Below are 25,589 nucleotides of genomic sequence, written 5' to 3'. Positions count from 1 at the left end.
AGCCGTGGGCGCTCCGGCCGGTGTGGACGGGCATACGTGAGCCCGGCCGCGACGTAGTCGGCCGGGCTCACATGGCCCCGCGCGCGAGGCCTGACTCCGGGTAGCGCCGGAGTCGGGTTCTCGTGGTTCGCGCGGGGGTCTCTGGGTCGCCCCTGGCTGCAGTGCCGCCTCGCTGTCGTGGCGACAGGCACCACCGTGGCGTTGTCCCGATACTAGCGTCGCCCTGGCTGCACGCGACGGCCGTGGATCACGTTTCCGCAGGTCAGCGAGTGGCGCAAAGGCATGGCGCCGGGTGGCGAACGATCTGGCGAATTTCCGGGGGTCCCATCCCTACAGGTCAGGGCGTTGCGGCGTGGCGAGAAAGTGCGGCGGAGGGGTAGCGAAGGGTGGCGAAGTGAGCAGCATGTCCCGAGGTGTGCCTCATCTGGGGCTTCTTGGCACGTCCATGGCGGCGGCTGGCTCGCGAGTGCGTCGCTCGTCCGTGGGTGGCGGTGGTCAGTGGGTGGCGGTCGTACCGAAGAACTCGCGGATGTCCTCGACGAGCAGGTCCGGGGCCTCCATCGCGAGGAAGTGGCCGCCGCGGTCGAGTTCGGTCCACCGTACGACGTTGTGGTCGCGTTCGGCCCAGCGGCGGATGGTGACGTCGTGGGTGGAGAGGAGGACGGCGGTCGGGACCGTGCCGCGCCCGCCGGTCGGCCTGTCGTCCTGCCTGTCGTCCGGCCAGTTGTCCGGACCTTCGTTCTGAGCGTTGTCCACGTCGGTGCCGGGGGCCCAGGCATCGGTTCCCGCCTCGGCCCAGGCGTTCGCCGAGATCTCCTCGTAGTAGATCTGGGCGGCTGAGGCGGCCGTGGCGGTGTGCCAGTACAGGGAGACCTCGGTGAGGATGCGGTCGCGGTCGACGGCGGCCTCGGGGAGGCCGTCCTCCGGGGTGGTGAGTTCCTTGAACTTCTCGACGATCCAGGCCAGCTGGCCGACGGGGGAGTCGGTGAGGGCGTAGGCCACCGTCTGGGGGCGCTTGGAGTTGCACTGGAGGTAGCCGTCGTTGAAGTTCTGCATCCGGTGCCAGCGGCGCTGTTCGGCCTCGGTCAGGTCGTCCGTCTCGCCTTCCGCGCCGACCGGGAAGGTGATCATCGCGTTGACGTGGATGCCGATGACGTGGTCGGAGGCCTGCCTGCCGATTTCGGGGGCGACCCAGGAGCCGGTGTCGTAGCCCTGGACGCCGTAGCGGTCGTAGCCGAGGTGGGACATCAGGCGGAGGAGGAGCGTCGCCATCTTCGCCGCGTTCATGCCCGGGCCGGCCAGCGGGGTGGAGAAGCCGAAGCCCGGGAGGGAGGGGATGACCAGGTGGAAGGCGGGCGCCCCGGCGGCTCCGTGGGCGCGCGGGTCGGACAGGGGGCCGATGACGTCGAGGAAGTCGGCGACCGAGCCCGGCCAGCCGTGCAGCAGCATCAGCGGGGTGGCGTCGGGTTCGGGGGAGCGTACGTGCAGGAAATGCAGGGGCTGGCCGTCGATGGTGGTCCGGTACTGGGGGAGCGCGTTGAGCGTCGCCTCGTGGGCGCGCCAGTCGTACGTGGTGCGCCAGTACTCGGCCAGGTCCTTGAGGTAGGCCGACGGGACGCCGCGGCTCCAGCCGACGCCGGGCAGGTCGGCCGGCCAGCGGGTGGCGGCCAGGCGGGCGTGCAGGTCGTCGAGCTCGGTCTGCGGGATGTCGATGCGGAAGGGGTGGATGTCGGGGCTCGTCGTCTCCATGAAGGGGACGTTAGGGAGCGCTTGGGTCAGGATCGTTCCTAAGGGTTCGGCACTCTGGGGGCATGGTGGAGACCTCCGGGCGGCTGCTGAGGCTGCTGTCCCTGTTGCAGACCCGTCGCGAGCGGTCCGGGGCCGAGCTCGCCGAGCATCTCGGGGTCAGCCGGCGGACCGTGCGCCGTGATGTGGAGCGGTTGCGGGAGCTGGGTTACCCGGTGCACGCCACGCAGGGCACCGCCGGGTACCGGCTCGGCGCCGGGGCCACGCTGCCGCCGCTGCTGCTGGAGGACGACGAGGCCGTCGCCGTCGTGGTCGGGCTGCGTACGGCGGCGGGCGGTTCGGTCGCCGGGATCGAGGAGTCCTCGCTGCGGGCGCTGGCCAAGCTGGAGCAGGTGCTGCCGTCCCGGCTGCGGTATCGGGTGAACACGCTGCACAGGGCCACCGTGCGGGCCGGTACGGCCCCGGCTCCCCGGGTGGCCGCCGACACCCTGATGGCCATCGCCGAGGCGTGCCGCCGGTGCGAGCGGCTGCGCTTCGAGTACACCAGTGCCCGTCACCGGAGTGGCGTGCGTGAGGTGGAGCCGCACAGCCTGGTCAGCTTCGGCCGCCACTGGTACCTGGTCGCCTGGCGCACCTTCCGCGTCGACCGGCTCACCCCGCGCAGCCCGACCGGTCCGCGGTTCACGCCCCGCCCACTCCCCCACGGCGACGTGGCCACCTACCTGGCCCACCAGCTGTCGTGGCGGGCCTGGCCCTTCCAGGCCACCGTCACCCTGCACGAGCCCGCCGCGGCGGTCGCCGACCGGATCTGGCCCGGCATGGGCGTCCTCGAACCCGTTGACGACCACAGCTGCCTGCTGCACCTCGGCGCCGAGAACGCCCGCGGCCTCGCCTGGATGATCACCTCGGTCGACACGGGCTTCACCCTCACCGAGGGCCCACCCGGACTCGCCGAGGCACTGCGGGCCCAGGCCGTGCGCTGCCTTGAGGCGTTGGGACCTCAATGACCGCGACCCCATGGTCTGGGCCCTCAGCGATCAGTGACGACCGGCCCGGCACCCGCTCCTCGCGACGTGGCCCGCAGCAGGCGCAGTCGGCCGGTCTCGGTGGCGTTCTTCGTGAGTTCGGTGTTCACCCAGCCGATCATGTGGCCGACGGCGTGCTCCGGGTCGTTCGGCCACGGGAACGGGGCCGTGGCGTCCAGGCACACCTGTCAGCCGCCACCGACCTGCTCACAGCTCGTCATCCCTGGCCAGACCCGCCCAGTCGATGTCCCGCAGCGCCGGTTCCGCGTCGCAGCCCGACGGTACGTGCGGGGTCGGCTGGAACCAGATGACGGTGAGGCGGGACCGGTACAGGACCGGGTCATGGGCGGGGTCGAGGGCCGTGGAGTGGAAGGTGCCGACGCAGGCCACGGCGGGCAGGACCTCCACAGGGCCGAAGGCGCCCGCGTACTGGTCGGGGTACTCGCGCGCGGGCGGGACGAGGTGCACCGGGCCGGCCGGGAAGGCGCGCTCGGCGGTCCGCAGCAGGGAGTTGATCTTCATGTCGTTGAGGGGCTTGCAGGGGTAGCCCTCCAGCATTCCGCCGTACGTCGACGTGAGCCGCAGGTCGCAGAGGTCGATCGAGCGGCCGGAGGCGAGGACGACGCGGCTGAGTGACATGGTCGGCACTCTAGAGCGGTGGTGCATGGGGGTCTTTCGGTTTTCGGGGGCGGTGTCTGCCCTGCTGGTGCGTGTTCGCGCCCTGCTGGTGCGTGTTCGCGCCGTGCTCGTGCGTGTTTCCCGCCCCGGTGGTGCGGGTTCTCGCCCCGCTGGTGCGTGTGTTCCCGCCCTTCCTCGCGGAGGTTCCTACGGGGCTCGCCCGTGCTGATCACCACCCCTCACGGCCGGTGCCCCGTCATCCGAGCCGCCGACGCGATCGTCGCGCGTGCCTCGCGTTCGGTCAGGCCGGTGTTGAGCGCCGCGTCGACCAGGGACTCCACGAGGGCGGGGCCGATGCCGTCCTCGTAGGCGCGGCAAGCCGCCCAGAAAAGACGGGTGTTGCGCTGGCCCTCGTGCGCCGCGAGGACGAACTGGACGAGGCCCTGACCGTGCCCGCCCGTCGACGCGGGGGTGGGGTGGTGCGCGCGGGGCGGCGGGAGGAGGAGCCGCAGGAGGGCCGACGGGCAGGCGGCGGGGGCCAGGTGCGCGGTGCCCGGGGCGGCGGCGTACACACCCTGGTCCGTACGGGAGCCGGGACCGACGAGGTAGCCGCCGGCGCCGCGGATGTCGATGCCGGGTGCGAGGCGGCCGGCTGAGTTCGGGACCACGATGTCGGGTGGGCCGCTCAGCCACAGGTGGCGGCCGCCGGACGGGGTCAGGACGACCACCGTGGGAGGAATGGTGAACAGGTGACGCAGGGCCAGTTCGCGCAGCGCGGCCGAGGAGTCCGTGCCCGTCTTCACATCCAGGTCGATGCCGATCAGGTGGTGCGGGGGCAGGCCGCAGGCGATGCCGTAGCCGGTCGCCCAGGGCGCGGCGGAGAACAGTTCGCGGATGCGGGCCGGGTCGGTGGAGGCGTCGTAGACCCCGTGGCCGAAGCGGCCGCACTCGCCGTGGCAGGGGCTGGGGTCCGGGTCGTCGCGGTGCGGGGAGCGCAGGGCCGGGAGTTTCGTCCGGGACAGGGGGATGACGGCCAGCCCGCGTTCGGCGGCTGACAGAGCGTGTGCGAGGGCCAGCGTCGTGGCCTGCCGGTCGGTGGTGGCCATGCCTCCATGTTCGTACGTACGTTCGAAAAAAGGAAGGGGGGTCGGGTGTGATGTGCCGGAGCGGGGTGCGGGGCGGGATGTTCGCCGAACGCTTCACCTCTTGTGGCGCTTGGATGGGAACTGACCGCACTGTCCTGATCTGTGACTGACGTGACCCAAAGGGGTTTATCGACTTATTGTCACGCTTGAGGGCGAATAATGGCTTTCGGGTGGTTCGCCGGGAATTGGTGGGCAACTCTGATCTTGCGACGTCGTGCACAGCGCACAGCGCCGGGGTGATCGGCCAACTCCCCGGAAGGCAGCCGTACTTCACGCACTCACGGCCATAAGCCGGTGCGTACTTGGTTCTGGAGGAACAAACATGGCAAGCATCCGTACCGCCCGCCTCATCGCCGCCGTCTCCGCCCTTCCGCTCGCAGCTGCCCTCTTCACCGGTGCCGCGACGGCGGACAGCGGTGCGATCGCGGACAACGGATCGAGCGCGGCCGTGACGAACCCCGTGGCCGGTGTCGTCGGCAGCGGTGTCGGCGGCGACAACTTCGGCAACTCGGCCACCACGCAGCAGCAGGCCGTCGGCTCCGGTGCCTCGAACCAGAGCAACACCGCCCAGGTCAACGGCTCCGCGTTCACGGCCGTCAACCAGGGCAGCGACAACGTGGCCGTCAGCTTCGCGCCGATGTGGTGGTGAGCCGAGGGGGCCGGTGCGCCGGCACCGGCCCCCTCGACTCCTGTATGGGTGTGCTTCGTGGGGTGACAACGTCTGCGCGGCGGTGCTTCGGCGCCGTCGCGCAGACGTTTTTGTCGGTGGGGGTGCGTGGACGTTTCGCGGCCGGGGCTGGGGCTGGGGATCGGGCTGTTGGGGCGGGGCTGGGCCGGGACTGCTGGGGTTGGGGCTACGGCTGGGTCAGGACTGCTGGGGTTGGGGCTGCGGTTTCGGCTGCGTGCGGTCGTGTGGCGAGCGGTGACCTTGACACCCCACCCTATCTGACGGACAGTCAGAAACTCTCGTGGGGACTGTGGGAACCGGATCGGTGGTCGCGGTGTACCAGAAATGTCAGCACGATGCGGCGCGGGACGACGAGGGGGACGCGTGAGTGGCGAACCGGAGGTGAGCGAGGAGCTCGGGGTGCGGCTGAAGGCCTACGAGGGACGGGCGGCCACGGTCGCCGGAGTGGGCAGGGATCCCGTCAACGAGCCCATGATCCGGCACTGGTGCGAGGCGATGGGAGACACCAATCCGGCGTACGCGGGCCCGGACGCCGTCGCCCCGCCCACCATGCTCCAGGCGTGGACCATGGGCGGCCTGTCCGGCCACCGGGGACGCACGCAGACGTTCGACGAACTGCTCGGCCTGCTGGACGAGGCGGGCTGCACCTCGGTGGTCGCCACCGACTGCGAGCAGGAGTATCTGCGGCCGCTCCGCCCCGGCGACGAGATCACCTTCGACTCGGTCATCGAGTCCGTGTCGGACCGCAAGACGACCAAGCTGGGTACGGGGTACTTCGTCACCACGCGCACCGACATCCGGGTCGGTGACACCCTCGCCGGCACCCACCGCTTCCGCATCCTCAAGTACGCCCCCTCCGCCGCACGGCGACAGGGCCGGCCGAAGGAGCGCCGCCCCCGCCCCGTCGTCAACCGGGACAACGCCGGCTTCTGGGAGGGCGTGGCCCGGCACCGACTGCTGATCCAGCGGTGCGCCGAATGCGGCACCCCGCGCTTCCCCTGGCTGCCGGGCTGCGCCACCTGCGGCTGCCCGGAGTGGGACACGATCGAGTCGAGCGGCGAGGGCACGGTCTACTCCTACGTCGTGATGCACCACCCGCCCTTCCCGGCTTTCGACCCTCCCTACGCCGTGGCCCTGATCGAACTCGCGGAGGGCGTGCGGATCGTCAGCAACGTGGTCGGGGTGCCGTACGACAAGGTGCGCGTCGGGATGCCGGTACGGCTCCAATTCCAGCGGTACGACGAGGAGTTGGTGCTGCCGGTGTTCCAGGGGGTGAGCACATGAACCGCGGCGACGAACCGACCCCTCCCGTACGGCACGCCGGTGGCGAACCGCCCACTCCCGCACTGAGGGCAGGCGCCCGCCTCCCACCTCTGGACATCCCGATCACCCGCACCCTGATCGTGGCGGGAGCGATCGCGTCCCGGGACTTCCAGGACGTGCACCACGACGCCGAGCTGGCCCGGCAGAAGGGCTCCCCCGACATCTTCATGAACATCCTCACGACCAACGGCCTGGTCGGCCGCTACATCACGGACCACTTCGGCCCGCGGGCCGTGCTGCGCAAGGTGGCCATTCGGCTGGGCGCGCCCAACTACCCCGGCGACACCATGGTGGTGACGGGCACGGTCGAAGAGGTCGACGGGGACACGGCGACGGTCCGGGTCGTCGGCACGAACGGCATCGGCAGGCATGTGACCGGCACGGTGACGGTCACGGTTCCGGCGGAGGGCCCAGCAGGGACAGGAAGCCCGCCAGGGACAGGAGACACAGGACAACCGGGACCCCCAGCACGGCCAGAAGCCCCAGCACAGCGAGTAGACGCAGCACGGCCAGGAGCCCCCACCACGGCCAGCAGCCCCAGCACAGCCAGGAGACGCAACACAGTCAGGAGCCCCAGCACAGCCAGGAGCCGCACCATGAGCCCGCGCACGCGCAACGCGCTCGGCGGACCGTGCCGTGACCTGGCGGCGATCGCCGGTATCGGAGCCACGGAGTTCTCCAAGAACTCGGGACGCAGCGAGCTGCGACTGGCCGTGGAGGCGGTGCGGGCCGCGCTGGACGACGCGGGGCTTTCACCGGCCGACGTGGACGGGATGGTCACGTTCACCATGGACACCAGCCCGGAGATCACCGTCGCCCAGGCGGCCGGGATGGGCGAGCTGTCCTTCTTCTCCCGTGTCCACTACGGGGGCGGGGCTGCCTGCGCCACCGTTCAGCAGGCGGCCCTGGCGATCGCCGCGGGCGTGGCGGACGTGGTCGTCTGCTATCGGGCGTTCAACGAGCGGTCGGGCCGCCGCTTCGGCTCGGGAGTGCGGCAGCGGGAACCCTCGGCCGAGGGCGTGGCGCTCGGCTGGGCACTGCCGTTCGGGCTGCTGACTCCGGCCTCGTGGGCGGCGATGGCGGCCCAGCGCTACCTGCACGCGTACGGGCTGACACCGGAGGTGTTCGGGCACGTGGCCGTGGTCGACCGCAGGTACGCGGCGACCAACCCGGCGGCGTACTTCCACGGCAGACCCATCACGCTCGCCGACCACGCCGCCTCCCGCTGGATCGTCGAGCCGCTGCGGCTGCTGGACTGCTGCCAGGAGACGGACGGCGGACAGGCGCTCGTCGTCACGTCCGTGGAGCGGGCCCGCGACCTGCCGCACCCGCCGGCCGTCGTCGCGGCGGCAGCCCAGGGCGCGGGACGCGCACAGGAGCAGATGACCAGCTTCTACCGCGACGACCTCACCGGCCTGCCCGAGAGCCGCGTGGTGGCCCGGCAGCTGTGGCGGACGGCGGCGCTCGGACCGCAGGACATCGACGTGGGGATCCTGTACGACCATTTCACCCCGTTCGTGCTGATGCAGCTGGAGGAGTTCGGCTTCTGCGCGCCCGGCGAGGCGGCGGACTTCGTGGCCGAGGAGCGCCTGCCGCTCAACACGCACGGGGGACAGCTCGGGGAGGCGTACCTGCACGGGATGAACGGCATAGCGGAGGCGGTCCGGCAGGTGAGGGGCACTGCGGTGAACCAGATACCGGGGGCGGAGCGGGTCCTGGTGACGGCGGGCACGGGCGTACCGACGTCGGGCCTGGTGCTCTCCACCGACGGCTGACCCCCTAACCCAGGGTGAACCAGTGGGTGGGGAGGGCCCAGGCCACACCCTCCGCGCAGCGGCCTCTCGCGGGTGAACCCCCAGGGGCCCTCCGTACAGCGGCCTCTCGGGGGTGAACCCCCAGGGGGGAACCCGCAGTACGTCTCCCTGTCTCGTCCACCTTCAGGAGGTGCGGCCGGCCCTGCCCCTACAACCTGAGGGGGACTCGTCTTCGGCACCTGCGGCCGATCCGCGACCGGCACCCCCGCTCATAGCGTTGAGCCATGACCACACCCGTCTGCACCAGTGCTTCGAAAGCCGCTGCTCCAGCGCCGCAGACCCTTCCGTACCCGTCGTTCACGTCGTACGTGAGGGCCCGCCAGCCGGTGCTGCTGCGTACCGCCCGGTCGCTGACCGGCAACCCGTGCGACGCGGAGGACCTGCTGCAGACCGCGCTCACCAAGACGTATGTCGCCTGGGAGCGTATCGAGGACCACCGTGCGCTCGACGGCTATGTGCGCCGGGCGCTGCTGAACACGCGGACGTCGCAGTGGCGCAAGCGCAAGGTCGACGAGTTCGCGACCGACGAGCTCCCGGAGCCGGAGCCCGTCGCCGGTCACGACGACGACCCGGCGGAGCGGCAGGCGCTGCACGACGCGATGTGGCGGGCGATCATGCGGCTGCCCGCCCGGCAGCGGGCGATGGTCGTTCTGAGGTACTACGAGGACCTCAGCGAGGCCCAGACCGCCGAGGTGCTCGGCGTCTCGGTCGGCACGGTGAAGTCGGCCGTGTCGCGGGCCCTGGGCAAGCTGCGGGACGATCCTGAGCTGGGGCTTGTTCGGTAGTGAGCCGAAGCGTCGCGTAACGTCACCTGATCGATCACCCGGGAGTAGTGACATACCGCACGGTATGTGCGCAGAATCAGCGCACCCCCTACCGCCACGTAGGCAATGTCGCCATCCGGGAGGACGCCGTGCTGAGCACCATGCAGGACGTACCGTTGTTGATCTCGAGGATCCTGACCCATGGGTCGACGATCCACGGGACATCGCAGGTGACCACCTGGACCGGCGAGGGCGAGCCGCACCGCCGTTCCTACGCCGAGATCGGCGCCCGCGCGGCCCAGCTGGCGCACGCGCTCCGCGAGGACCTGGCAGTCGCCGACGACGAGCGTGTGGCGACGCTGGCCTGGAACAACGCGGAGCATGTGGAGGCGTACTTCGCGATCCCCTCCATGGGCGCGGTCCTGCACACCCTCAACCTCCGTCTCCCGGCCGAGCAGCTGGCCTGGATCGTCAACCACGCCGCCGACCGGGTGATCATCGCCAACGGTTCGCTGCTTCCCCTGCTCGCCCCGCTGCTGCCGCACCTGAAGACGGTCGAGCACGTGGTCGTCACCGGCCCCGGGGACCGTTCCCTACTCGCGGACGCGACGGCGCAGGTGCACGAGTACGAGGACCTGATCGCCGGAAAGCCGACGGCATACGACTGGCCGCAGCTGGACGAGCGCCAGGCCGCCGCCATGTGCTACACCTCCGGCACCACCGGCGACCCCAAGGGCGTGGTCTACAGCCACCGTTCGATCTACCTGCACTCCATGCAGGTCAACATGGCCCAGTCCATGGGCCTGACCGACGAGGACACCTCGCTGATCGTGGTCCCGCAGTTCCACGTCAACGCCTGGGGTCTGCCGCACGCCACCTTCATGACCGGCGTCAACATGCTGATGCCGGACCGTTTCCTCCAGCCGGCCCCCCTCGCCGAGATGATCGAGAGCGAGAAGCCGACGCACGCGGCCGCCGTCCCCACCATCTGGCAGGGCCTGCTCGCCGAGCTGACCGCCAAGCCCCGGGACGTCGCCTCCCTCACCCAGGTCACCATCGGCGGCTCCGCCTGTCCGCCCTCCCTCATGGAGGCGTTCGACAAGCTGGGCATGCGCGTCTGCCACGCCTGGGGCATGACGGAGACCTCCCCGCTCGGCACGGTGGCCCGTCCCCCGGCTCACGCGGTCGGCACGGAGGAGGAGTTCGCCTACCGCCTCACCCAGGGCCGCTTCCCGGCCGGCGTCGAGGCCCGCCTCACCGGCCCGGGCGGCGAGCGCCTCCCCTGGGACGGCAAGTCCGCGGGTGAGCTGGAGGTCCGCGGCCCGTGGATCGCCGGCGCCTACTACAACGGCCCCGACGCCGAACCGCTGCGCCCCGCCGACAAGTTCAGCGAGGACGGCTGGCTGAAGACGGGCGACGTGGGGACGATCTCCCCCGACGGCTACCTCACGCTCACCGACCGCGCCAAGGACGTCATCAAGTCCGGCGGCGAGTGGATCTCGTCGGTCGAGCTCGAGAACGCCCTGATGGCCCACCCGGAGGTCGCCGAGGCGGCGGTCGTCGCCGTCCCCGACGAGAAGTGGGGCGAGCGCCCGCTGGCCACGGTCGTCCTCAAGGAGGGCGCCACCGCCGACTTCGAGACCCTGCGCGCCTTCCTCGCCGACGAGGGCAGGATCGCCAAGTGGCAGCTCCCGGAGCGCTGGTCGGTCATCGAGTCCGTCCCCAAGACCAGCGTGGGCAAGTTCGACAAGAAGGTGCTGCGCAGGCAGTACGCGGAGGGGGAGCTGGGCGTCACCGAGCTCTGACGTAACCGGGCTCCGGCGCCACCGAGCCCCAGCCCGTCCGGGCTTCGGCGTCATCGAGCCCCGGCCCGTCCGGGCTTCGGCGTCATCGAGCCCCAGCGCAACCGCGCTCCGGCGTCATCGAGCCCCGGCCCATCCGGGCTCCGGCGTCATCGAGCCCCAGCGCAACCGCGCTCCGACGTCACCGAGCTCCAACCTCACCCAGCCTCCAAGGCGCCACTGGGGCGTCACCGCCGTACGGCCGTGGCGCCCCACCCCACCATCAGCCACACCCCCGCCACCACGCACACCCCACCCCAGCCGAAGTGGCTGAAGCCGTATCCCGCGAGGGCCGAGGCGGCGGCGCCGCCCGCGAAGCCGCTCACCACGTACGCGGTGTTGGCGGTGGCCGGGGTTGAGGTGGTGGTCAGGGCCAGGGTCTGGTTGGCGACATGTGAGGCGACGAGGGCCGCGTGGATCGTGATCGCGGCGACGAACAGGGCCCCGATCACCTGACCGCCCAGCCAGAACAGCGGCACGGAGAAGGCGGCGAACAGATACGCCGAGCGCACGACCGTGGCGGCGCCGAACCGGTCGACCAGGCCGCCGGCCAGCGGGGCCACCGCGCTCGCCGTGAGACCGAACAGGCCGAACAGCCCGGCGGTCGCGGTGGACAGGCCGTAGGCCGGTCCCGTCAGCAGCAGGGCGAGCGAGGTCCACAGGGCGCTCCACGCCCCGAACATCCCCGCCTGCCGCAGGCACGCGCGCCACAGGTCGGGCGAACGGCGGACGAGGCCGGGCAGGGTGGCGAGGGCCGAGAAGACAGAGCCGTCCCGCCGCCGCTGCTCCGACGGCAGGACGAACGCGGTCGCCAGGCCCAGGACGGCCGTCAGCACGGCCGCGCCCACGAACACCCACCGCCACCCGAAGGCCTGCCCGGCCAGGCCGCCGAGCACGCGGGCCGCGACGATGCCCGTGAACAGCCCGGCGATGACGGCCGCGACATGGCGGGCGCGGCGGTCGGCGGGGGCGCGTTCAGCGACCAGCGGGACCAGCAACTGGGGGACGACGGTCGCGGCCGAGGCGACGAACACGGCCGCCGCGAGCACGGTCGCCCCGGGCGCCGCCGCGCTCGCGGCCAGCGCGACCGTGGTGACCAGTGTGAGGACGGCGACCAGGCGGCGCCGGTTCGCGCTGTCGCCGAGCGGGGCGAAGAAGAGCAGACCGACCGCGTAGCCGAGCTGCGCGACCGAGGCGATCCAGGCCACGGCCGAGGGCGCCGAACCGAAGTCGCGGGCCATCAGGGACAGCAGCGGGGCGGCGAGGTAGATGTTGGCGGCCGTGACCGCGCTGCAGACGGCGAGGAGGGTGAGGAAGAGGGCGGGTGCGGGGGTGCGGCCGGGCGCTCGGCCGCGGCTCCGGCGGTGGGTGGTGGCTGGCGTCGGCGGGGTTGTCGCTGAGGGCATGAGCCGGGGGACTCCTTCGACTCCTTCGAGCCTGCTCTAACAACTAACTGGTTGGTTGGCTGACGGTGGAACAGTCTGCGCCGCCCATCCCTTCCCGTCAACCAAACAGTTGGTTACTTGCCGCGCTACTCTGTCCCCCATGGGAGCAAGGGACCCCGAGGCCACCAAGGCCCGGATCTTCGAGGCGGCGGTCGCCGAGTTCGCCCGGCACGGCATCGCCGGCGCCCGCATCGACCGCATCGCGGCCGAGGCCAAGGCCAACAAGCAGCTCATCTACGCGTACTTCGGCAACAAGGCGGAGCTGTTCGCCCGGGTCCTGGAGAAGGCCATGCTCGACGTGGCCGTCGCCGTCCCCGTCGACCCGGACGACATCGAGGGCTGGATCGACCGCGTCATGGACTACCACGCCGCGCACCCCGAGGTGCTGCGCCTGCTGTTCTGGGAGGGCCTGGAGTACGGCAGCACCGTCGAGCTGCCCGACGAGAGCGAACGCCAGGAGCACTACCGCCGCAAGATCGCCGCCCTGCGCGACGGCCAGGACCGCGGCGTGATCACCGACGCGATCCCGGCCCGCGACCTGCTCTTCCTGCTCATCGCGCTGGCCAACTGGGCCGCCGTGGTCCCGCAGATGCGGCGCATAGTGGTGGGGGCCGAGGACGCCGACCAGGAACGCCTGCGCGCCTCGGTCAGGGAGGCGGCGCGCAGGCTGATCACGCCCTGAGGGCCTTGAGCCTCTGGCCCTTCCCTGGCCCTTCAACCCCTGGCCCTTGAGGCCCCCTGGCCCGTCAATTGGTCCCGATGCGGGCCAGCAGATCCACGATCCGTGTCTGCACCTCGCTGCTGGTGGACCGCTCCGCGAGGAACAGCACCGTCTCGCCCGAGGCCAGCCGCGGCAGGTCGGCCTGGTCGACGGCGGCGGTGTAGACGACGAGCGGGGTGCGGTTGAGCTGACCGTTCGCACGCAGCCAGTCGACGATCCCGGCCCGGCGCCGGTGCACCTGCATCAGATCCATCACGACCAGGTTCGGCCGGAACTGCCCCGCCAGCGTCACCGCGTCGGCATCACTCGCGGCCCGCGCCACCTGCATCCCGCGCCGCTCCAGCGTCGCGGTCAGCGCCAGCGCGATCTCCGCGTGCTCCTCGATGAGCAGCACACGCGGCGGGTGCTGCTCACTGTCCCGCGGCGCCAGCGCCTTCAGCAGTACGGCGGGATCGGCGCCGTACGCCGCGTCCCTCGATGCCTGCCCGAGCCCGGCTGTCACCAGCACCGGCACCTCGGCGGCCACGGCGGCCTGCCGCAGCGCCTGAAGAGCCGTACGCGTGATCGGCCCGGTCAGCGGGTCCACGAACAACGCGGCGGGGAAGGCCGCGATCTGCGCGTCGACCTCCTCACGCGAGTGCACGATCACGGGCCGGTAGCCGCGGTCGCTCAGCGCCTGCTGGGTGCTGACGTCCGGCGCGGGCCACACCAGCAGCCGGCGCGGGTTGTCCAGCGGCTCCGGCGGCAGCTCGTCGTCCATCGGCTGCGGGCGCGGCGGGTCGGCCACCTCGACGGCTCCACCGGGACCGTCCAGCGGCTCGGGCCCCTCGGCGGCGTTCTCGTCCGGCGCGCCTATGGCGTACGACCGTCCGGCGCCCTCGGTCGGCTGCGCGAGCCGCGACTGGCCCGCCGACGAGTGCTGCGGCTGCGGCTGGGCGGGCGGCTGCTCGGCCGGCGGATGCGGACGCGCGCCCTGCTCCGGCCGCGGCGCCTGCTCCTGGCGCGTGGCCGGGTCGGGCGGCGTACCGAGCTTGCGACGTCGGCCCGAACCGCCCGGCGCGTGCGGGGGAGGCGTGGCCGTGGCCGGGGGCTGCTGGACCTGGGCCGCCTGCCGGTTGAACGGTACGCCCTGCCCCAGCGTCCGCACGCTGATGGCCCGCCCCTGCGTCGAGTTCGGGTCGACCGGCGCCGAGGCCTCGGCAGGCAGCGGCTGAGCCACCCGCTGCGCCTGCGCAGCACCTTCGGGCGGCAGGGGCTGCGGCGGAACCGGGGCGGTGGCGCCGTTCGGCGGTACGGGAGCGGCGGCCGCGTTCGGCGGTACGGGCGTACCGGTGCCGGAGGTGTCGGCGGCTGCGGGCCACGGCTGCGGGGCCGGGGAGCCCTGCGCGGAGGTGCCTTGCGCGGGGGTGCCTTGCGGCGGGGTGCCCTGGCCGGGAGCCACCTCCGGGGGAAGCGGCTGGTCGGCGGCGGGCTGTCCCGGTGCCGCGCCCGGGTGCGCGGGGCTGCCTTCGGGCGCGACGGCACCCTGACCGGCAGGTGCCTGACCCGGTGCCCCCTGCTGCGGCAGCGGCTGACCGCCGGCGACGGCCTGCTGGGCAGGCACCCCGACATGCCCGGACACGTGCTGCGCCGGGGCGGGCTGTGCCTGGGGCTGAGCCTGTGCCGGTGGCTGGTGCTGGAGGTGCGGCTGGGGCTGGGGGACCTGCCCGGGGGCAGTCGCCTGCACACCGTGACCGGGCGCGCTGTGGATAGGCACAGCGGCTCCCTGCGGGGGCACGGCAGCACTCTGAGCCGGCACACCCACGCCCTGCGGAGGCACGACGACGCCATGCGGGGGTACGCCGACACCCTGCGGCGGGACAGCCGCACCGTGCGGCGGAACAGCGTTGCCCTGCGGAGGCACGGCAGCGCCCTGCGGAGGAACCGGGGCACCTTGAGGAGGAACGGGAGCGCCCTGCGGAGGAACAGGTACACCTTGGGGAGGAACAGGTGCACCCTGCGGAGGAACAGGTGCCCCCTGTGCCGGCACCGAAGCACCCTGCTGCGGCACCCCATTGCCCTGCGCGGGCACCGCCCCGCCCTGCGGAGCCGGGGCCAAGCCCGCCTGGACCGGCGCCTGGCCCGGCGCCGCGTGAGCCGACGCAGCCTGCCCGCCACCGGCCTCCTGAGCGGGCACACCCTGCGCCGCAGCAGCGGCCTGGGCGGGAACGCCCTGCGCCCCCTGCGCCTGCACCCCTTGAGCAGGGGTACCGGCCGCCTCAGCCGACTGGGCGGCGGCCCGTCGGCGGCGGCCCGTCGGCGCGCTCGTGGGATGCGGCTGCGGCGGGGTGTGGTCGCCGGACTGGTCGTGCGGTACGGCGTCATGCCGGCCGTCGTCGATCAGGGCGTCACCGGAGGCGGCCGGACCGGGAACCGGCACGGGCACCGGCCCAGGCCCCTGCACATGCCCTGGGGCGGCTGCCTCGTGCCCCTGACCCTGTGCCGGTACGGAACCCTGCTCACCCGCGCCGCCGTCGGACGCCGGGTGTGCCGGATGCGCCGGGTCACCCTGCCCCGCGGGCGTCGCCGTACTCACCTGATCCGGGGCCTGGTCCGCCTCGGCCGGCGGCAGGGCGAACACCGTGCGAGGCGCTGCCTCCTGCGCCGCGGCCCGCTCGTTCGCGGCGGCCAGGGCACGCCGACGGCGCCCGGTCGGCTGCGGCTGAGGCTGTGCCTGCGGGAGCTGCTGAGCCTGAGGAGCCCCGGCCTCGCCGGACGGTGCGGGCAGCGCCGGCGGCAACGCGTGCTGTTCGCCGGAGTCACGCCGGGCACGCCGCCCGGACGGCGCCGGCACGCCCTGCGGCGGAACGGTCCCGCCCAGCCCCGTCCCCGAGGCAGCGGTCCCCGCGGCATGCTCGGCGGCCGTGACGACCGCGCCCTCGGCGACACCCTGCACGGCACTCCCGACGGCACCCGCGGCACCCGGCACACCCGCGCCGGCACCCTCCGCCGGCCGCCCACGCCGCCGCCCGGTCCCCCCGGACACGGCCGCGCCCTCGCCGGACGCCCGGGCGGGAACCGGCGCCGGTTCCCCGGCCGCCCGCCGCCTGCGCCGCCCGGTGGGCGCCGCGACCGCCACCTCCGCACCGGAGCCACCAGATACCCCGGAACCACCAGCCCCTTCCGCGCCCTCGGCACCCGAGTCCCCGCCCGGAACCTCACCCGGGACCCCGCTCTCCAGGAACGCATCGACGGACGCCCGGCGCGCCCGGCGCCGTCCCCCGCCCAAGGTCTGCTCGGCAGTGGCGGCAGCAACCTCCTCGGCCCCCGGTGCCGGCGCCTCGGCCGCAACGGCCCCCGCCCCACCCCCGAGCGGCACTTCGAGCACGTACGCATTGCCGCTCATGCCCGGCACTTCGTGCGTCTGCAGCACGCCGCCATGAGCCCGCACGATTCCGCGCACGATCGGCTCGTGCACCGGGTCTCCCCCGGCGTACGGCCCGCGCACCTCGATCCGTACGACCTCACCGCGCTGCGCCGCCGCGACCACGACGGTGTTGTCCATGTACCCGCCCGCCGACACGGGCGCGTTGCCGGTCGCGTCGACGCCCGCCACGTCCGCGACGAGATGCGCGAGGGCGGTCGCGAGCAGCCGCGGATCGACCTCGGCCTCGATGGGCGGCGCGTGCACGGCGAACTGCACCCGCCCCGGCCCGATCAGCTCCACGGCCCCGTCGACACCGGAGGCGACGACGGCGTCGAGCATCACCTTCGTACGGGAGATCTCCTCGCTCCCGGCGTCGAGCCGCTGATACCCCAGCACATTGTCGATCAGCGTCGTGATCCGCGAATAACCCGCCGACAGGTGATGCAGGACCTGGTTGGCCTCGGGCCACAGCTGCCCGGCGTCGTCAGCGGCCAGCGTCGACAGCTCGCGCCGCAGCTCCTCCAGCGGCCCGCGCAGCGACCTCCCCAGCAGGGTCAGCAGCTGCTCGTGCCGGGCGGCGAGGGCCTCGTACCGGTCCTTCTCCCGCTCCCCGAGAGCGGCGTACCGCTCCTCGCCCGCCGCGAGCTCCTCGGCGTGCTTCTCGCGCAGCTCCTCCAGCTCGGTGACGTGCTGCTGGCGCAGGGCGGTGAGCTCGGAGGCGTGCTCCTCGGAGAGCCGCTCCAGCTCCTCCGCGTGCCGCTTCTCCGCCTCCTCCTTCTCCTGCACGACGGCGTCGTACGACCGCCGGTCGGTGAAGGTCATCACCGCGCCGACGAGCTGGTCGCCGTCGCGCACGGGCGCGGTCGTCAGGTCGACCGGCACCTTCTCGCCGCTCTTGGCGAACAGCACCTGCCCGCGCACCCGGTGCTTGCGCCCGGAGCGCAGGGTGTCGGCGAGCGGCGACTCCTCGTACGGGAACGGCGACCCGTCGGCACGCGAGTGCAGCACGAGCGTGTGCAGCTCGCGCCCACCCAGCTCACCGGCCCGGTAACCCAGTATCTGGGCGGCCGCCGGATTGACGAGCACGATCCGCCCATCCGTGTCGGTCCCGACCACACCCTCGGACGCGGCCCGCAGGATCATCTCGGTCTGCCGCTGCGACCGCGCCAGCTCGGCCTCGGTGTCGACGGTCCCGGACAGGTCGCGCACGACGAGCATGAGCAACTCGTCGCCGGCGTAGCTGTAACCGTCGTAGGCCTGCTGCGCGTTCTCGAGATTCGCGCTCGTGACCTCGACCGGGAACTCGCTCCCGTCGGTCCGCCGCGCGATCATCCGGGTCGGCTTGGTCCGCGCCCGCGGATCAATGTGGTCCGGCCGCCGCATGGACCCGGGAATGAGCTTGGAGTCGAACTGCGGCAGCAGATCGAGCAGTCCCCGCCCCACCAGAGCCGTGCCCGGTGTCTCGAAGGCCTCGAGGGCGATGGTGTTGGCGTTGACGACGGTCCCGTTGGCATTGACCAGCACCAACGCGTCGGGAAGCGCGTCCAGTATGGCTGCGAGGCGAGCAGCGCCTCGGGATGGCCTGCTGCTCACGAGACGCTTCCTCCCTGTTACCGCACCTTGCCGACCGCTCGGGCCATCTTGCCAACCGGCCCGCAGCGTGTCACGCGAGGGAGTCTAAGGGCTGGGGTTGCGCTCGCGACGCCGGATGGGAGGGAGGTCGCACGACGAAGTGACGCGGAAGTGACGACCGTGCGGCGGGGAACACGTGATCACCGGGCCACGGCCCACGGCCCGCCCGCCGCCTGCCTGCACCGACGTCGCCGGACCTTCGCGGGACCTTTACGCTCCCTGTCTCCGAGCTCCTCCTTTCGGACATTCTCATCGGACGTTTTTGCGGACCTACAGGCTTACGGGCGCCTACGCCCGCCCCGCGGGCCCTGCGTCCCCCACATCGGGCAGGAGCGGCACGAGCCGGTCCCAGCGCGCGATCTGGCATCCGTCGCCCCGCTCGTACCTCGCGTCGACGGGCCGTCCGGCCCACGTCCCCGTGACATGGGCGGTGGCCGCCCCGCCGTACTGCATGGTGCAGACACTGCCCTCGGGCACGGGTGCGAAGGGGTCCTTCCCCCACCGCGTGTTCTGCTCGACGGCGGCGCACGCACCGCCCGGGTCCGGGTGGCTGCCGCTCCCGGGGTGGCAGTACACCTCGTACGTCCCATCCACCCCACCGCCCGCGTTCCGAACGGTCACAGTGAGGTGATCCCGGCCCCGAGCCTCCTCAGGGACCGGCGGTGGCACGAGGGCGCTGCCGGCGGCGGGCTGGGCGTACGCGGCCGGAGGCGCGGCGGACAGCGAGGTGACGGCGGCGACGGAGGCGGCGGCACCGACGACGAGCCGCCGCAGCACCGGGTGGGCGGTGGGCCGGGGGGTGTCCCGGCGAGTGACCTGCAACATGACCTGACTAACGCGGCAGCCCCACGGATGTTGCGCCCGTACGTCACGCCCGTATGTCGGGCCCGCACGCCAGTCCTGTACGTTCGCCCGCCTCCGACCGGCTCCGTCCGCCGGAGAAGGGCTTTGCCCTGCGGCCTTCCGGCCTAGTACCGTGGGGGGCGATTGGTGACACCGCGCTCGACTGTGTCATCATCGGCACGCACCACCCACTCGCGCTCGCGCGGGAGGCCGTGCCTGGAGGCGTCGCCTAGTCCGGTCTATGGCGCCGCACTGCTAATGCGGTTTGGGCCTTAAAGCCCATCGAGGGTTCAAATCCCTCCGCCTCCGCACCCGATGACGAAGCCCCGGCCCACCCGGCCGGGGCTTCGTCGTCACCCGGGCCGACGTCCCGCCCGCAGAGCTGTTTCCGCAGGTCACAAGGGGTGCGGCAAACGGATTTCACATGGCGGCGGCAGTCATGTAATGTTCTTCCTGTCGCCGCGAGCGGGCCGGAAGGGCCGGGAGCGGGGACAGAAAACAGAACAAGCACTCGTAGCTTAACGGATAGAGCATCTGACTACGGATCAGAAGGTTGCAGGTTCGAATCCTGCCGAGTGCGCACAGATCAGAGGCCCCGGAGAGATCCGGGGCCTCTTGCGTTTCAGGGGTGTCCAGGGACGATCGCGCCGCCGGTCTGTTCCGTGTCGGTGCACCACGCCGGTCGTGTCGCCCGGCGTGGTGCCGCCGTCCGCTGGGGTCAGTCGGGCCTGCAGTGTTCCTCCAGGTATGCCGCCGCCAGCGTGCTCGCGCGGGCGAACCAGTCGTGGAGGACGGCGATTTCCTCGGGGGAGTAGTCGGCGAACAGGGCGGTGAGGCGGGCGTAGTAGGGCTCGTAGACCTCGCGGATGCGGGCCACCGCGGCCGGTTCGGCGGCGACGCGGACGCGGCGGCGGTCGGTCGGGTCGGGGCGGCGGGCGATGTAGCCGGCGCGTTCCAGGCGGTTGAGGATGCCGGTCACCGCGCCGGTCGTGACGTGAGCGCGTGTCGCCAGGTCGCCCGCCGTGAGCAGGTTCTCACCGGCTTCGATGACGAAGGCGAAGCAGGTGAGGTCGGTGACGTTCAGGCCCACCTGCTGGGCGATCTCGTGCTGGCCGACGAGGTGGGTCGCGATGAGGTGGTCCATGGCCGAGAGCGCCTGCTCGGGGGTGGCGGGCGGGCGCGGCTTGGCTTGCATGTTCTGCGGTTCCCTTAGTTCGTGAGAATTTTCTTAGCTAAATTGCTTGCGAGGTGAGGGATCTCGCCGGACGTCGGCGTGGGGAGGCGGGCACGTGAGCGCACATCAGTATGACCACGGGCACACGGTCGCGGGGTGGACCGGTTTCGGGATCGCGTCCGTGGGGGTGGCGTTGCTGGGGGCGGGGGTGTGTCTGGTCTCCGTTCCGCTGTTGGCCGCAGGGGCTGCTGTCGGAGTGGTGAGTCTGCTGGTCACCTGGATGCTGCACCTTGCCGGGTGGGGAAGCCGCCGGGGCGGCGGCCCAGGGAGCAGTGGGGGTGGCGGGTGCGGGATGCGGGTGCGCGGGGCGGGCACCCCGGGTGTCTGGGGTGCCGGCTGGCGGGGCGCGGGCCGGGGCGGGAGCGGCGGCGTACGGCCGAGGTGGCCGGGCCCGTGTCCGTGCCCGTTCCTGCGGCGGGTGAGCCGGCGCCGGCCGCTGCCGCCGACTCCGTGGGCTGAACCGAGCCCCTGTCCGCCGGCCCGACCATCGCTGACCCCTGATGTCAGTGCCAGGTCCTACTCTCGGCAGAGATGGCACAGGCGTGGAAGTGCTCGGGGCTGCGGTGGTCGGCGGACGGTCCCGTGCTGGTGTGGGACGGCGGGCGGCGCAGTGCGCTGACCTGGGGGAAACGGGTGGCCTTCGGGGTCGTGGAAGGGGGCGTGCGGACGTGTGTGGGGGCACGGGGGCATCCGTGTCCGGTGCGGGCGGGCGTGCCGGGGCGGAGTACGGGGGCGCGGTGCGAGGAGTGTGCGCGACTGGAGAGGGCGCACTCCGTGGCCGCCGACACGATCGCGGACGATCCACGGCCGTACCACGTGTATCTCGCGTGGTTCGGGCCCGGCATGGTCAAGGTCGGGATCACGGCGGTCGAGCGGGGCTCGGCTCGGCTGCTGGAGCAGGGGGCGGTCTGCTTCAGCTGGCTGGGGGCCGGGCCGTTGATGGCCGCGCGGCGGACCGAGGAGCTGTTGCGCGCCGCGCTGCGGGTGCCCGACCGGATTCCGTACGCCGAGAAGCGGGCCGTGCGGTCCGCGCTGCCCCGGGAGCAGGCCGAGCGGGCGGCGGAGATCGCGGAGTTGCATGCGCGGGCGGTGACGCTCGGGGGGTGGCCGGAGTCGCTGGTGCCCGAGCCGTTCCGGGCCGTGGATCACGTCGGGGTGTTCGGGCTGGAGGGCCTGCCGACCGCCCGCGGCGAGGTGACCGAGCTCGTCGCCTCGGGTGTGGTGAGCGGGGAGCTGGTGGCGGCGGCCGGGCCGGACCTGCATCTGGCGACCGGGCGCGGGGTCGTCGTCCTCGACACACGGTTGATGAACGGGTGGGAGCTGGTTCCGGCCGGGGGTGGGGAACTGGCCGTTCCTGTGCGGGAGTTCAGGGAGGCCGGGGAGGTCGCGGGGGTGCAGGACGGGTTGTTCTGACCTCGGCCGCATATCAAGAAGCCGAGACAGCATGGATCCCGTTCGGCAAAGGGGTGGACCCGGCGTCCCGGCAGGCCCGATCGTGGGCGACATGAGCGACCACCGTATGGCACCTGTCGGGCCTGTGGACTCTGTCGGCCCTCTGGACCCTGTCGGGCCTGTGGACCATGTCGGCTCCGCCGCACCCGCACCCGCACCGGCACCCGCCGCACCCGATCCGGTCACATCCGTCCCCGCCGCACCCGTCCCCGCCCAGGAACCCCCTTACTACGCCGTCGTCTTCACCTCCGTCCGCACGGACGACGACGCCGGCTACGGCGAGACCGCCGAGCGCATGGAGGAACTGGTCCGCGAGATCCCCGGGTTCCTGGGCATGGACCACGCGCGGACGCCGGGCGGGCTGTCGATCACCGTCGGCTACTTCCGGGACGCCGCCGCGATCGAGGAGTGGCGCGGCGACGCGGAGCACCGTACGGCGCAGAAGAGGGGGCGCGAGCAGTGGTACGAGCGATACACGGTGCATGTCGCCAAGGTGGAGCGCAGCCACGGGTACGAGCGGGGGCGTGACTGACGTGCGCGTGGGTGTGGGCGAGGAGGCGGGTGAGGTCCGCCGCTTCCAGGAGCGGCTGGGCCTGCCCGGCCTCGTCGACGTCCACACCCACTTCATGCCCGAGCGTGTCCTGCGCAAGGTGTGGGACTACTTCGACGCGCTCGGACCGCTGACCGGCGGGGTGGAGTGGCCGATCACGTACCGGGAGGGGGAGGCCGAACGGGTCGCGGTGCTGCGGGAGTTCGGGGTGCGCGCGTTCACGGCGATGCTCTACCCGCACAAGCCGGGCATGGCGCGGTGGCTGAACGGCTGGGCGGCCGACTTCGCCCGTCGTACCCCCGACTGCCTGCACACCGCGACGCTCTTCCCCGAGCCGGGCGTCGAGGACTGCGTCCGGGAGGCCGTCGAGGCGGGTGCGCGGGTCTTCAAGGCGCATGTGCAGGTGGGGGGCGTACGACCCCGCCGACGAACTCCTCGACAGCGCCTGGGGGTTGCTCGCCGAGGCCGGGACGCCCGTGGTGATCCACTGCGGCTCGGGGCCCGCGCCCGGCAAGCACACCGGGCCCGAGCCGATCGCCCGGGTGCTGGCCCGGCATCCCCGGCTGCGGCTGGTCGTCGCGCACCTGGGGATGCCCGAGTACGAGGACTTCCTCGACCTGGCCGAGCGGTACGGCGAGGTGCGGCTGGACACGACGATGGCGTTCACCGACTTCAGCGAGAGGCTCATGCCGTTCCCCCGGCGGGCCCTGCCCCGGCTGGCCGGGCTCGGCGAGCGGATCCTGCTCGGCTCGGACTTCCCCAACATCCCGTATCCGTACGTCCATCAGCTCCACGCCCTGGAGCGGCTGGGCCTCGGGGAGGAGTGGCTGAGAGGGGTGTGCCACGACAACGCGGCGCGGCTGTTCGGGCTGTGAGGCCGGGGCATTCCCAGGAGTTCCCTGAGAGGCACCTGTGCGTTTCTCAGACAAATCACAGGTTCTCGAAAGGACGCTCTCAGAGCGCCCCGACATCGTGGCGAGCATGACCACGATCTCGCCCCAGGGGCGCACCGAACTGCTGAGGCCGGACGGGAGCCCGGTCCGGGTGCTTGTGGTGGACGACGAGCAGTCGATCACCGAGCTGCTGTCCATGGCCCTGCGCTACGAGGGCTGGCAGATCCGCACCGCGGGGGACGGACAGGGTGCCGTCCAGACCGCGCGCGACTTCCGGCCCGACGCCGTCGTGCTGGACATGATGCTGCCGGACATGGACGGGCTGACCGTGCTCGGACGGCTGCGCCGCGAGCTGCCGGACGTGCCCGTGCTCTTCCTGACCGCCAAGGACGCCGTCGAGGACCGGATCGCCGGGCTGACCGCCGGCGGTGACGACTACGTCACCAAACCGTTCAGCCTCGAAGAGGTCGTCGCGCGGCTGCGCGGGCTGATCCGCCGCTCCGGCGCCGCCGACCGGCGCTCCGACTCGCTGCTGGTCGTCGGCGACCTCACCCTCGACGAGGACAGCCACGAGGTCACCCGGGGCGGCGACTCCATCCACCTGACCGCCACCGAGTTCGAGCTGCTGCGCTTCCTCATGCGCAACCCGCGGCGCGTGCTCAGCAAGGCGCAGATCCTCGACCGCGTGTGGTCGTACGACTTCGGCGGCCAGGCCAACGTCGTCGAGCTGTACATCTCGTACCTGCGGCGGAAGATCGACGCCGGACGTGAGCCGATGATCCACACCCGGCGCGGCGCCGGCTACATGATCAAGCCCGCGGCGTCATGAGCATGCGACGACGGTCGCGTACGCAGCGGAAAACCGGCAGGCAGCCGCGAGTGGGCAAGCCGCGCACGCTGCGGACCCGGCTCGTCGTCGCGTCCGTGGTGCTGATCGCCGTGGTGTGCGCGGTGATCGGGACCGTGACCACGCTCGCCCTGCGGTCGCATCTGTACGAGCAGCTGGACGGGCAGGTCGAGGACGCCGGCAAGCGTCTGTCGGGGCCCATGAAGCCCAGGGGCGGAATCGACTCGGAGTTGCCGGACAGGCTCACCGGCTTCGTCAAGGGGCCGACGCTGCCGAAGACCATCGCCGCCGAGGCCGGCACCGACGGCACGGTCACCCGGGCGGTCATCGCCGAGAAGGCCTCCACCGACAACGGCCCCTTCGAGCAGAACCTGCCCGTCGCCCTCGACGACGAGCAGAAGGCCGCCCTCGCCAAGGTGCCCACCAGGGGGACGCACACCGCCGACATCCCCGGCCTCGGCGAGTACCTGGTGCGGTACGTCGTCGGAGAAGAGGGCAGCTACTACGTCGCCCTGCCCACCGAGTCGGTCACCAACACCATCAACACCCTCATCCTGGTGGAGATCAGCGTCACCGCCGCCGGCCTGGCCGCCGCCGGTCTGGCCGGCCACGTCCTCGTCGGCGTCGCCACCCGCCCCCTGCGCAGGGTCGCCGCCACCGCCACCCGGGTCTCCGAACTCCCCCTGCACACCGGCGAGGTGAACCTCAGCGAGCGCGTCCCCGACTCCGAGTGCGACCCGCACACCGAGGTCGGCCAGGTCGGCGCCGCCCTGAACCGGATGCTGGACCACATCCACGGCGCGCTGCACGCCCGCCAGCAGAGCGAGACGCGGGTACGGCAGTTCGTCGCGGACGCCAGCCACGAACTCAGAACCCCCCTCGCCTCCATCCGCGGATACGCCGAACTCACCAGACGGGGACGCGAACAGGTCGGGCCCGACACCCGGCACGCCCTCGGCCGGATCGAGTCCGAGGCCGGACGTATGTCCCTGCTCGTCGAGGATCTCCTGCTCCTCGCCCGGCTGGACGCCGGACGGCCGCTGCAGTTCGAGCAGACCGACCTCGTCCCGATCGTCGTGGACACGGTCAGCGACGCGCGCGCGGCCGGCCAGGACCACGTCTGGCGCCTCGACCTGCCCGACGAGCCCGCGCTCGTCCCGGCGGACGCGGCCCGGCTCCAGCAGGTCCTCGTCAACCTGCTCGGCAACGCCCGCAGCCACACCCCACCGGGTACGACGGTCACCGCGCGCGTGCAGCGGCGCGGCCCGTGGCTGTGCGTGGACGTCGAGGACGACGGCCAGGGCATCCCGCCCGACCTGCTCCCGCACGTCTTCGAACGGTTCGCGCGCGGCGACTCCGCGCGCACCCGCGCCACCGGCTCGACCGGACTGGGCCTGGCCATCGTGCAGGCCCTGGCGACCGCGCACGGCGGTGCCGTGACCGTCGACAGCGTGCCCGGACGCACCGTCTTCACGGTGCACCTGCCCGCGCTCACCCCGCAGCCCCAGCCGCAGCCGCAGCCGGACATGAACCGGCAACAGCACTCACAGGCACGCCACAGCGTCACCACACGGGCACGACAGGACACTTGACGAAGGTCGG

Annotated in this window: 18 protein-coding genes, 2 tRNA genes and 3 pseudogenes; 16 read left to right on the top strand and 7 right to left on the bottom strand. The window is 72.4% G+C overall.

What is annotated here, in order from left to right:
* Nucleotides 1–495: 495 nt before the first annotated feature.
* Nucleotides 496–1,749: an epoxide hydrolase family protein gene (locus tag ACYVMZ_RS23940; protein WP_461082904.1), complete on the bottom strand. Its 1,254-nt coding sequence runs from the start codon at nucleotides 1,747–1,749 to the stop codon at nucleotides 496–498.
* A 62-nt stretch (nucleotides 1,750–1,811) separates the two neighbouring features.
* On the opposite strand from ACYVMZ_RS23940, the gene ACYVMZ_RS23935 reads away from it, so the two are divergent.
* Nucleotides 1,812–2,753 carry a helix-turn-helix transcriptional regulator gene (locus ACYVMZ_RS23935; protein ID WP_461082902.1) on the top strand — a complete coding sequence of 314 codons (942 nt, stop codon included), beginning with the start codon at nucleotides 1,812–1,814 and terminating at the stop codon, nucleotides 2,751–2,753.
* Between the two features lie 225 nt (nucleotides 2,754–2,978).
* Here ACYVMZ_RS23935 and ACYVMZ_RS23930 read toward each other — a convergent pair whose 3' ends face one another.
* Together ACYVMZ_RS23930 and ACYVMZ_RS23925 are read right to left on the bottom strand one after the other, a co-directional pair.
* Nucleotides 2,979–3,410, bottom strand: a complete 432-nt coding sequence (locus ACYVMZ_RS23930) for a hypothetical protein (RefSeq protein WP_461082900.1) — start codon at nucleotides 3,408–3,410, stop codon at nucleotides 2,979–2,981.
* 218 nt (nucleotides 3,411–3,628) lie between these two features.
* On the bottom strand, nucleotides 3,629–4,495 hold the full coding sequence (locus tag ACYVMZ_RS23925; RefSeq protein ID WP_461082898.1) for a bifunctional DNA primase/polymerase: 867 nt from the start codon (nucleotides 4,493–4,495) through the stop codon (nucleotides 3,629–3,631).
* A gap of 361 nt (nucleotides 4,496–4,856) precedes the next feature.
* Between ACYVMZ_RS23925 and ACYVMZ_RS23920 the strand changes: the two genes are divergently transcribed.
* From ACYVMZ_RS23920 to ACYVMZ_RS23895, 6 genes and pseudogenes are all read left to right on the top strand, one after another.
* A complete protein-coding gene (locus ACYVMZ_RS23920; RefSeq protein ID WP_461082896.1) occupies nucleotides 4,857–5,183 on the top strand; it encodes a hypothetical protein in 327 nt (108 codons plus the stop codon).
* A gap of 363 nt (nucleotides 5,184–5,546) precedes the next feature.
* Nucleotides 5,547–6,506 carry a bifunctional MaoC family dehydratase N-terminal/OB-fold nucleic acid binding domain-containing protein gene (locus tag ACYVMZ_RS23915; RefSeq protein ID WP_461082894.1) on the top strand — a complete coding sequence of 320 codons (960 nt, stop codon included), beginning with the start codon at nucleotides 5,547–5,549 and terminating at the stop codon, nucleotides 6,504–6,506.
* Nucleotides 6,503–6,889, top strand: a pseudogene (locus tag ACYVMZ_RS23910) (MaoC/PaaZ C-terminal domain-containing protein); the annotation flags it as partial. The gene ACYVMZ_RS23915 and the pseudogene ACYVMZ_RS23910, both read left to right, overlap by 4 nt.
* 252 nt (nucleotides 6,890–7,141) lie before the next feature.
* Entirely contained in the window at nucleotides 7,142–8,320 is a 1,179-nt protein-coding gene (locus tag ACYVMZ_RS23905; protein WP_461083004.1) for a lipid-transfer protein, read from the top strand.
* Nucleotides 8,321–8,583: 263 nt separating this feature from the next.
* The gene (locus ACYVMZ_RS23900) at nucleotides 8,584–9,144 is read left to right on the top strand and encodes a SigE family RNA polymerase sigma factor (RefSeq protein ID WP_461082892.1); all 561 of its coding nucleotides are present in this window, start codon (nucleotides 8,584–8,586) and stop codon (nucleotides 9,142–9,144) included.
* A gap of 128 nt (nucleotides 9,145–9,272) precedes the next feature.
* Entirely contained in the window at nucleotides 9,273–10,928 is a 1,656-nt protein-coding gene (locus ACYVMZ_RS23895) for a long-chain fatty acid--CoA ligase (protein WP_461082890.1), read from the top strand.
* A gap of 224 nt (nucleotides 10,929–11,152) precedes the next feature.
* On the opposite strand, the gene ACYVMZ_RS23890 is transcribed toward ACYVMZ_RS23895, so the two are convergent.
* The gene (locus tag ACYVMZ_RS23890; protein WP_461082888.1) at nucleotides 11,153–12,370 is read right to left on the bottom strand and encodes an MFS transporter; all 1,218 of its coding nucleotides are present in this window, start codon (nucleotides 12,368–12,370) and stop codon (nucleotides 11,153–11,155) included.
* Nucleotides 12,371–12,509: 139 nt separating this feature from the next.
* Between ACYVMZ_RS23890 and ACYVMZ_RS23885 the strand changes: the two genes are divergently transcribed.
* Nucleotides 12,510–13,091: a TetR family transcriptional regulator gene (locus tag ACYVMZ_RS23885; protein ID WP_461082886.1), complete on the top strand. Its 582-nt coding sequence runs from the start codon at nucleotides 12,510–12,512 to the stop codon at nucleotides 13,089–13,091.
* Between the two features lie 64 nt (nucleotides 13,092–13,155).
* Here the strand turns inward: ACYVMZ_RS23885 and ACYVMZ_RS23880 are convergent, their stop codons facing one another.
* Nucleotides 13,156–18,129, bottom strand: a complete 4,974-nt coding sequence (locus tag ACYVMZ_RS23880; RefSeq protein WP_461082884.1) for a PAS domain-containing protein — start codon at nucleotides 18,127–18,129, stop codon at nucleotides 13,156–13,158.
* A gap of 327 nt (nucleotides 18,130–18,456) precedes the next feature.
* Entirely contained in the window at nucleotides 18,457–18,993 is a 537-nt protein-coding gene (locus ACYVMZ_RS23875; RefSeq protein ID WP_461082882.1) for an SSI family serine proteinase inhibitor, read from the bottom strand.
* A 236-nt stretch (nucleotides 18,994–19,229) separates the two neighbouring features.
* Here ACYVMZ_RS23875 and ACYVMZ_RS23870 point away from each other — a divergent pair.
* Together ACYVMZ_RS23870 and ACYVMZ_RS23865 are read left to right on the top strand one after the other, a co-directional pair.
* Nucleotides 19,230–19,320 (top strand) — tRNA-Ser (locus ACYVMZ_RS23870).
* 198 nt (nucleotides 19,321–19,518) lie between these two features.
* Nucleotides 19,519–19,591, top strand: a tRNA-Arg gene (locus tag ACYVMZ_RS23865).
* A 138-nt stretch (nucleotides 19,592–19,729) separates the two neighbouring features.
* On the opposite strand, the gene ACYVMZ_RS23860 is transcribed toward ACYVMZ_RS23865, so the two are convergent.
* Nucleotides 19,730–20,206, bottom strand: coding sequence for a MarR family winged helix-turn-helix transcriptional regulator (locus ACYVMZ_RS23860; protein WP_461082880.1), 477 nt, complete (start codon nucleotides 20,204–20,206; stop codon nucleotides 19,730–19,732).
* Between the two features lie 94 nt (nucleotides 20,207–20,300).
* On the opposite strand from ACYVMZ_RS23860, the pseudogene ACYVMZ_RS23855 reads away from it, so the two are divergent.
* The 6 genes and pseudogenes from ACYVMZ_RS23855 (at nucleotide 20,301) to ACYVMZ_RS23830 (ending at nucleotide 25,579) form a co-directional block, all read left to right on the top strand.
* A pseudogene (locus ACYVMZ_RS23855) lies at nucleotides 20,301–20,704 on the top strand (HGxxPAAW family protein).
* A 72-nt stretch (nucleotides 20,705–20,776) separates the two neighbouring features.
* Nucleotides 20,777–21,658, top strand: coding sequence for a DUF2797 domain-containing protein (locus ACYVMZ_RS23850; protein ID WP_461082878.1), 882 nt, complete (start codon nucleotides 20,777–20,779; stop codon nucleotides 21,656–21,658).
* Between the two features lie 160 nt (nucleotides 21,659–21,818).
* Nucleotides 21,819–22,229, top strand: coding sequence for an antibiotic biosynthesis monooxygenase family protein (locus ACYVMZ_RS23845; protein WP_461082876.1), 411 nt, complete (start codon nucleotides 21,819–21,821; stop codon nucleotides 22,227–22,229).
* Nucleotides 22,230–22,323: 94 nt separating this feature from the next.
* Nucleotides 22,324–23,122, top strand: a pseudogene (locus ACYVMZ_RS23840) (amidohydrolase family protein).
* 106 nt (nucleotides 23,123–23,228) lie between these two features.
* Nucleotides 23,229–23,969 (top strand): response regulator transcription factor, encoded by a 741-nt coding sequence (locus ACYVMZ_RS23835; RefSeq protein ID WP_461082874.1) that lies wholly within the window; start codon nucleotides 23,229–23,231, stop codon nucleotides 23,967–23,969.
* Entirely contained in the window at nucleotides 23,966–25,579 is a 1,614-nt protein-coding gene (locus ACYVMZ_RS23830) for a sensor histidine kinase (protein WP_461082872.1), read from the top strand. Before ACYVMZ_RS23835 ends, ACYVMZ_RS23830 begins: the two co-directional genes overlap by 4 nt.
* The last annotated feature ends 10 nt before the right edge of the window (nucleotides 25,580–25,589 follow it).

The organism is Streptomyces deserti, from assembly GCF_054782695.1.
The sequence above is the reverse complement of the archived record's forward strand: the minus strand, read 5'-3'. Positions and strand labels throughout refer to the sequence as shown.

Coding starts and splice junctions, on each gene's coding strand:
- ACYVMZ_RS23915 (WP_461082894.1), top strand. CDS start 5,547: ATGTCAGCACGATGCGGCGCGGGACGACGAGGGGGACGCGTGAGTGGC.
- ACYVMZ_RS23885 (WP_461082886.1), top strand. CDS start 12,510: ATGGGAGCAAGGGACCCCGAGGCCACCAAGGCCCGGATCTTCGAGGCG.
- ACYVMZ_RS23925 (WP_461082898.1), bottom strand. CDS start 4,495: ATGGCCACCACCGACCGGCAGGCCACGACGCTGGCCCTCGCACACGCT.
- ACYVMZ_RS23850 (WP_461082878.1), top strand. CDS start 20,777: ATGGCACAGGCGTGGAAGTGCTCGGGGCTGCGGTGGTCGGCGGACGGT.
- ACYVMZ_RS23905 (WP_461083004.1), top strand. CDS start 7,142: ATGAGCCCGCGCACGCGCAACGCGCTCGGCGGACCGTGCCGTGACCTG.
- ACYVMZ_RS23835 (WP_461082874.1), top strand. CDS start 23,229: ATGACCACGATCTCGCCCCAGGGGCGCACCGAACTGCTGAGGCCGGAC.
- ACYVMZ_RS23930 (WP_461082900.1), bottom strand. CDS start 3,410: ATGTCACTCAGCCGCGTCGTCCTCGCCTCCGGCCGCTCGATCGACCTC.
- ACYVMZ_RS23890 (WP_461082888.1), bottom strand. CDS start 12,370: ATGCCCTCAGCGACAACCCCGCCGACGCCAGCCACCACCCACCGCCGG.
- ACYVMZ_RS23860 (WP_461082880.1), bottom strand. CDS start 20,206: ATGCAAGCCAAGCCGCGCCCGCCCGCCACCCCCGAGCAGGCGCTCTCG.
- ACYVMZ_RS23920 (WP_461082896.1), top strand. CDS start 4,857: ATGGCAAGCATCCGTACCGCCCGCCTCATCGCCGCCGTCTCCGCCCTT.
- ACYVMZ_RS23875 (WP_461082882.1), bottom strand. CDS start 18,993: ATGTTGCAGGTCACTCGCCGGGACACCCCCCGGCCCACCGCCCACCCG.
- ACYVMZ_RS23830 (WP_461082872.1), top strand. CDS start 23,966: ATGAGCATGCGACGACGGTCGCGTACGCAGCGGAAAACCGGCAGGCAG.
- ACYVMZ_RS23900 (WP_461082892.1), top strand. CDS start 8,584: ATGACCACACCCGTCTGCACCAGTGCTTCGAAAGCCGCTGCTCCAGCG.
- ACYVMZ_RS23935 (WP_461082902.1), top strand. CDS start 1,812: ATGGTGGAGACCTCCGGGCGGCTGCTGAGGCTGCTGTCCCTGTTGCAG.
- ACYVMZ_RS23940 (WP_461082904.1), bottom strand. CDS start 1,749: ATGGAGACGACGAGCCCCGACATCCACCCCTTCCGCATCGACATCCCG.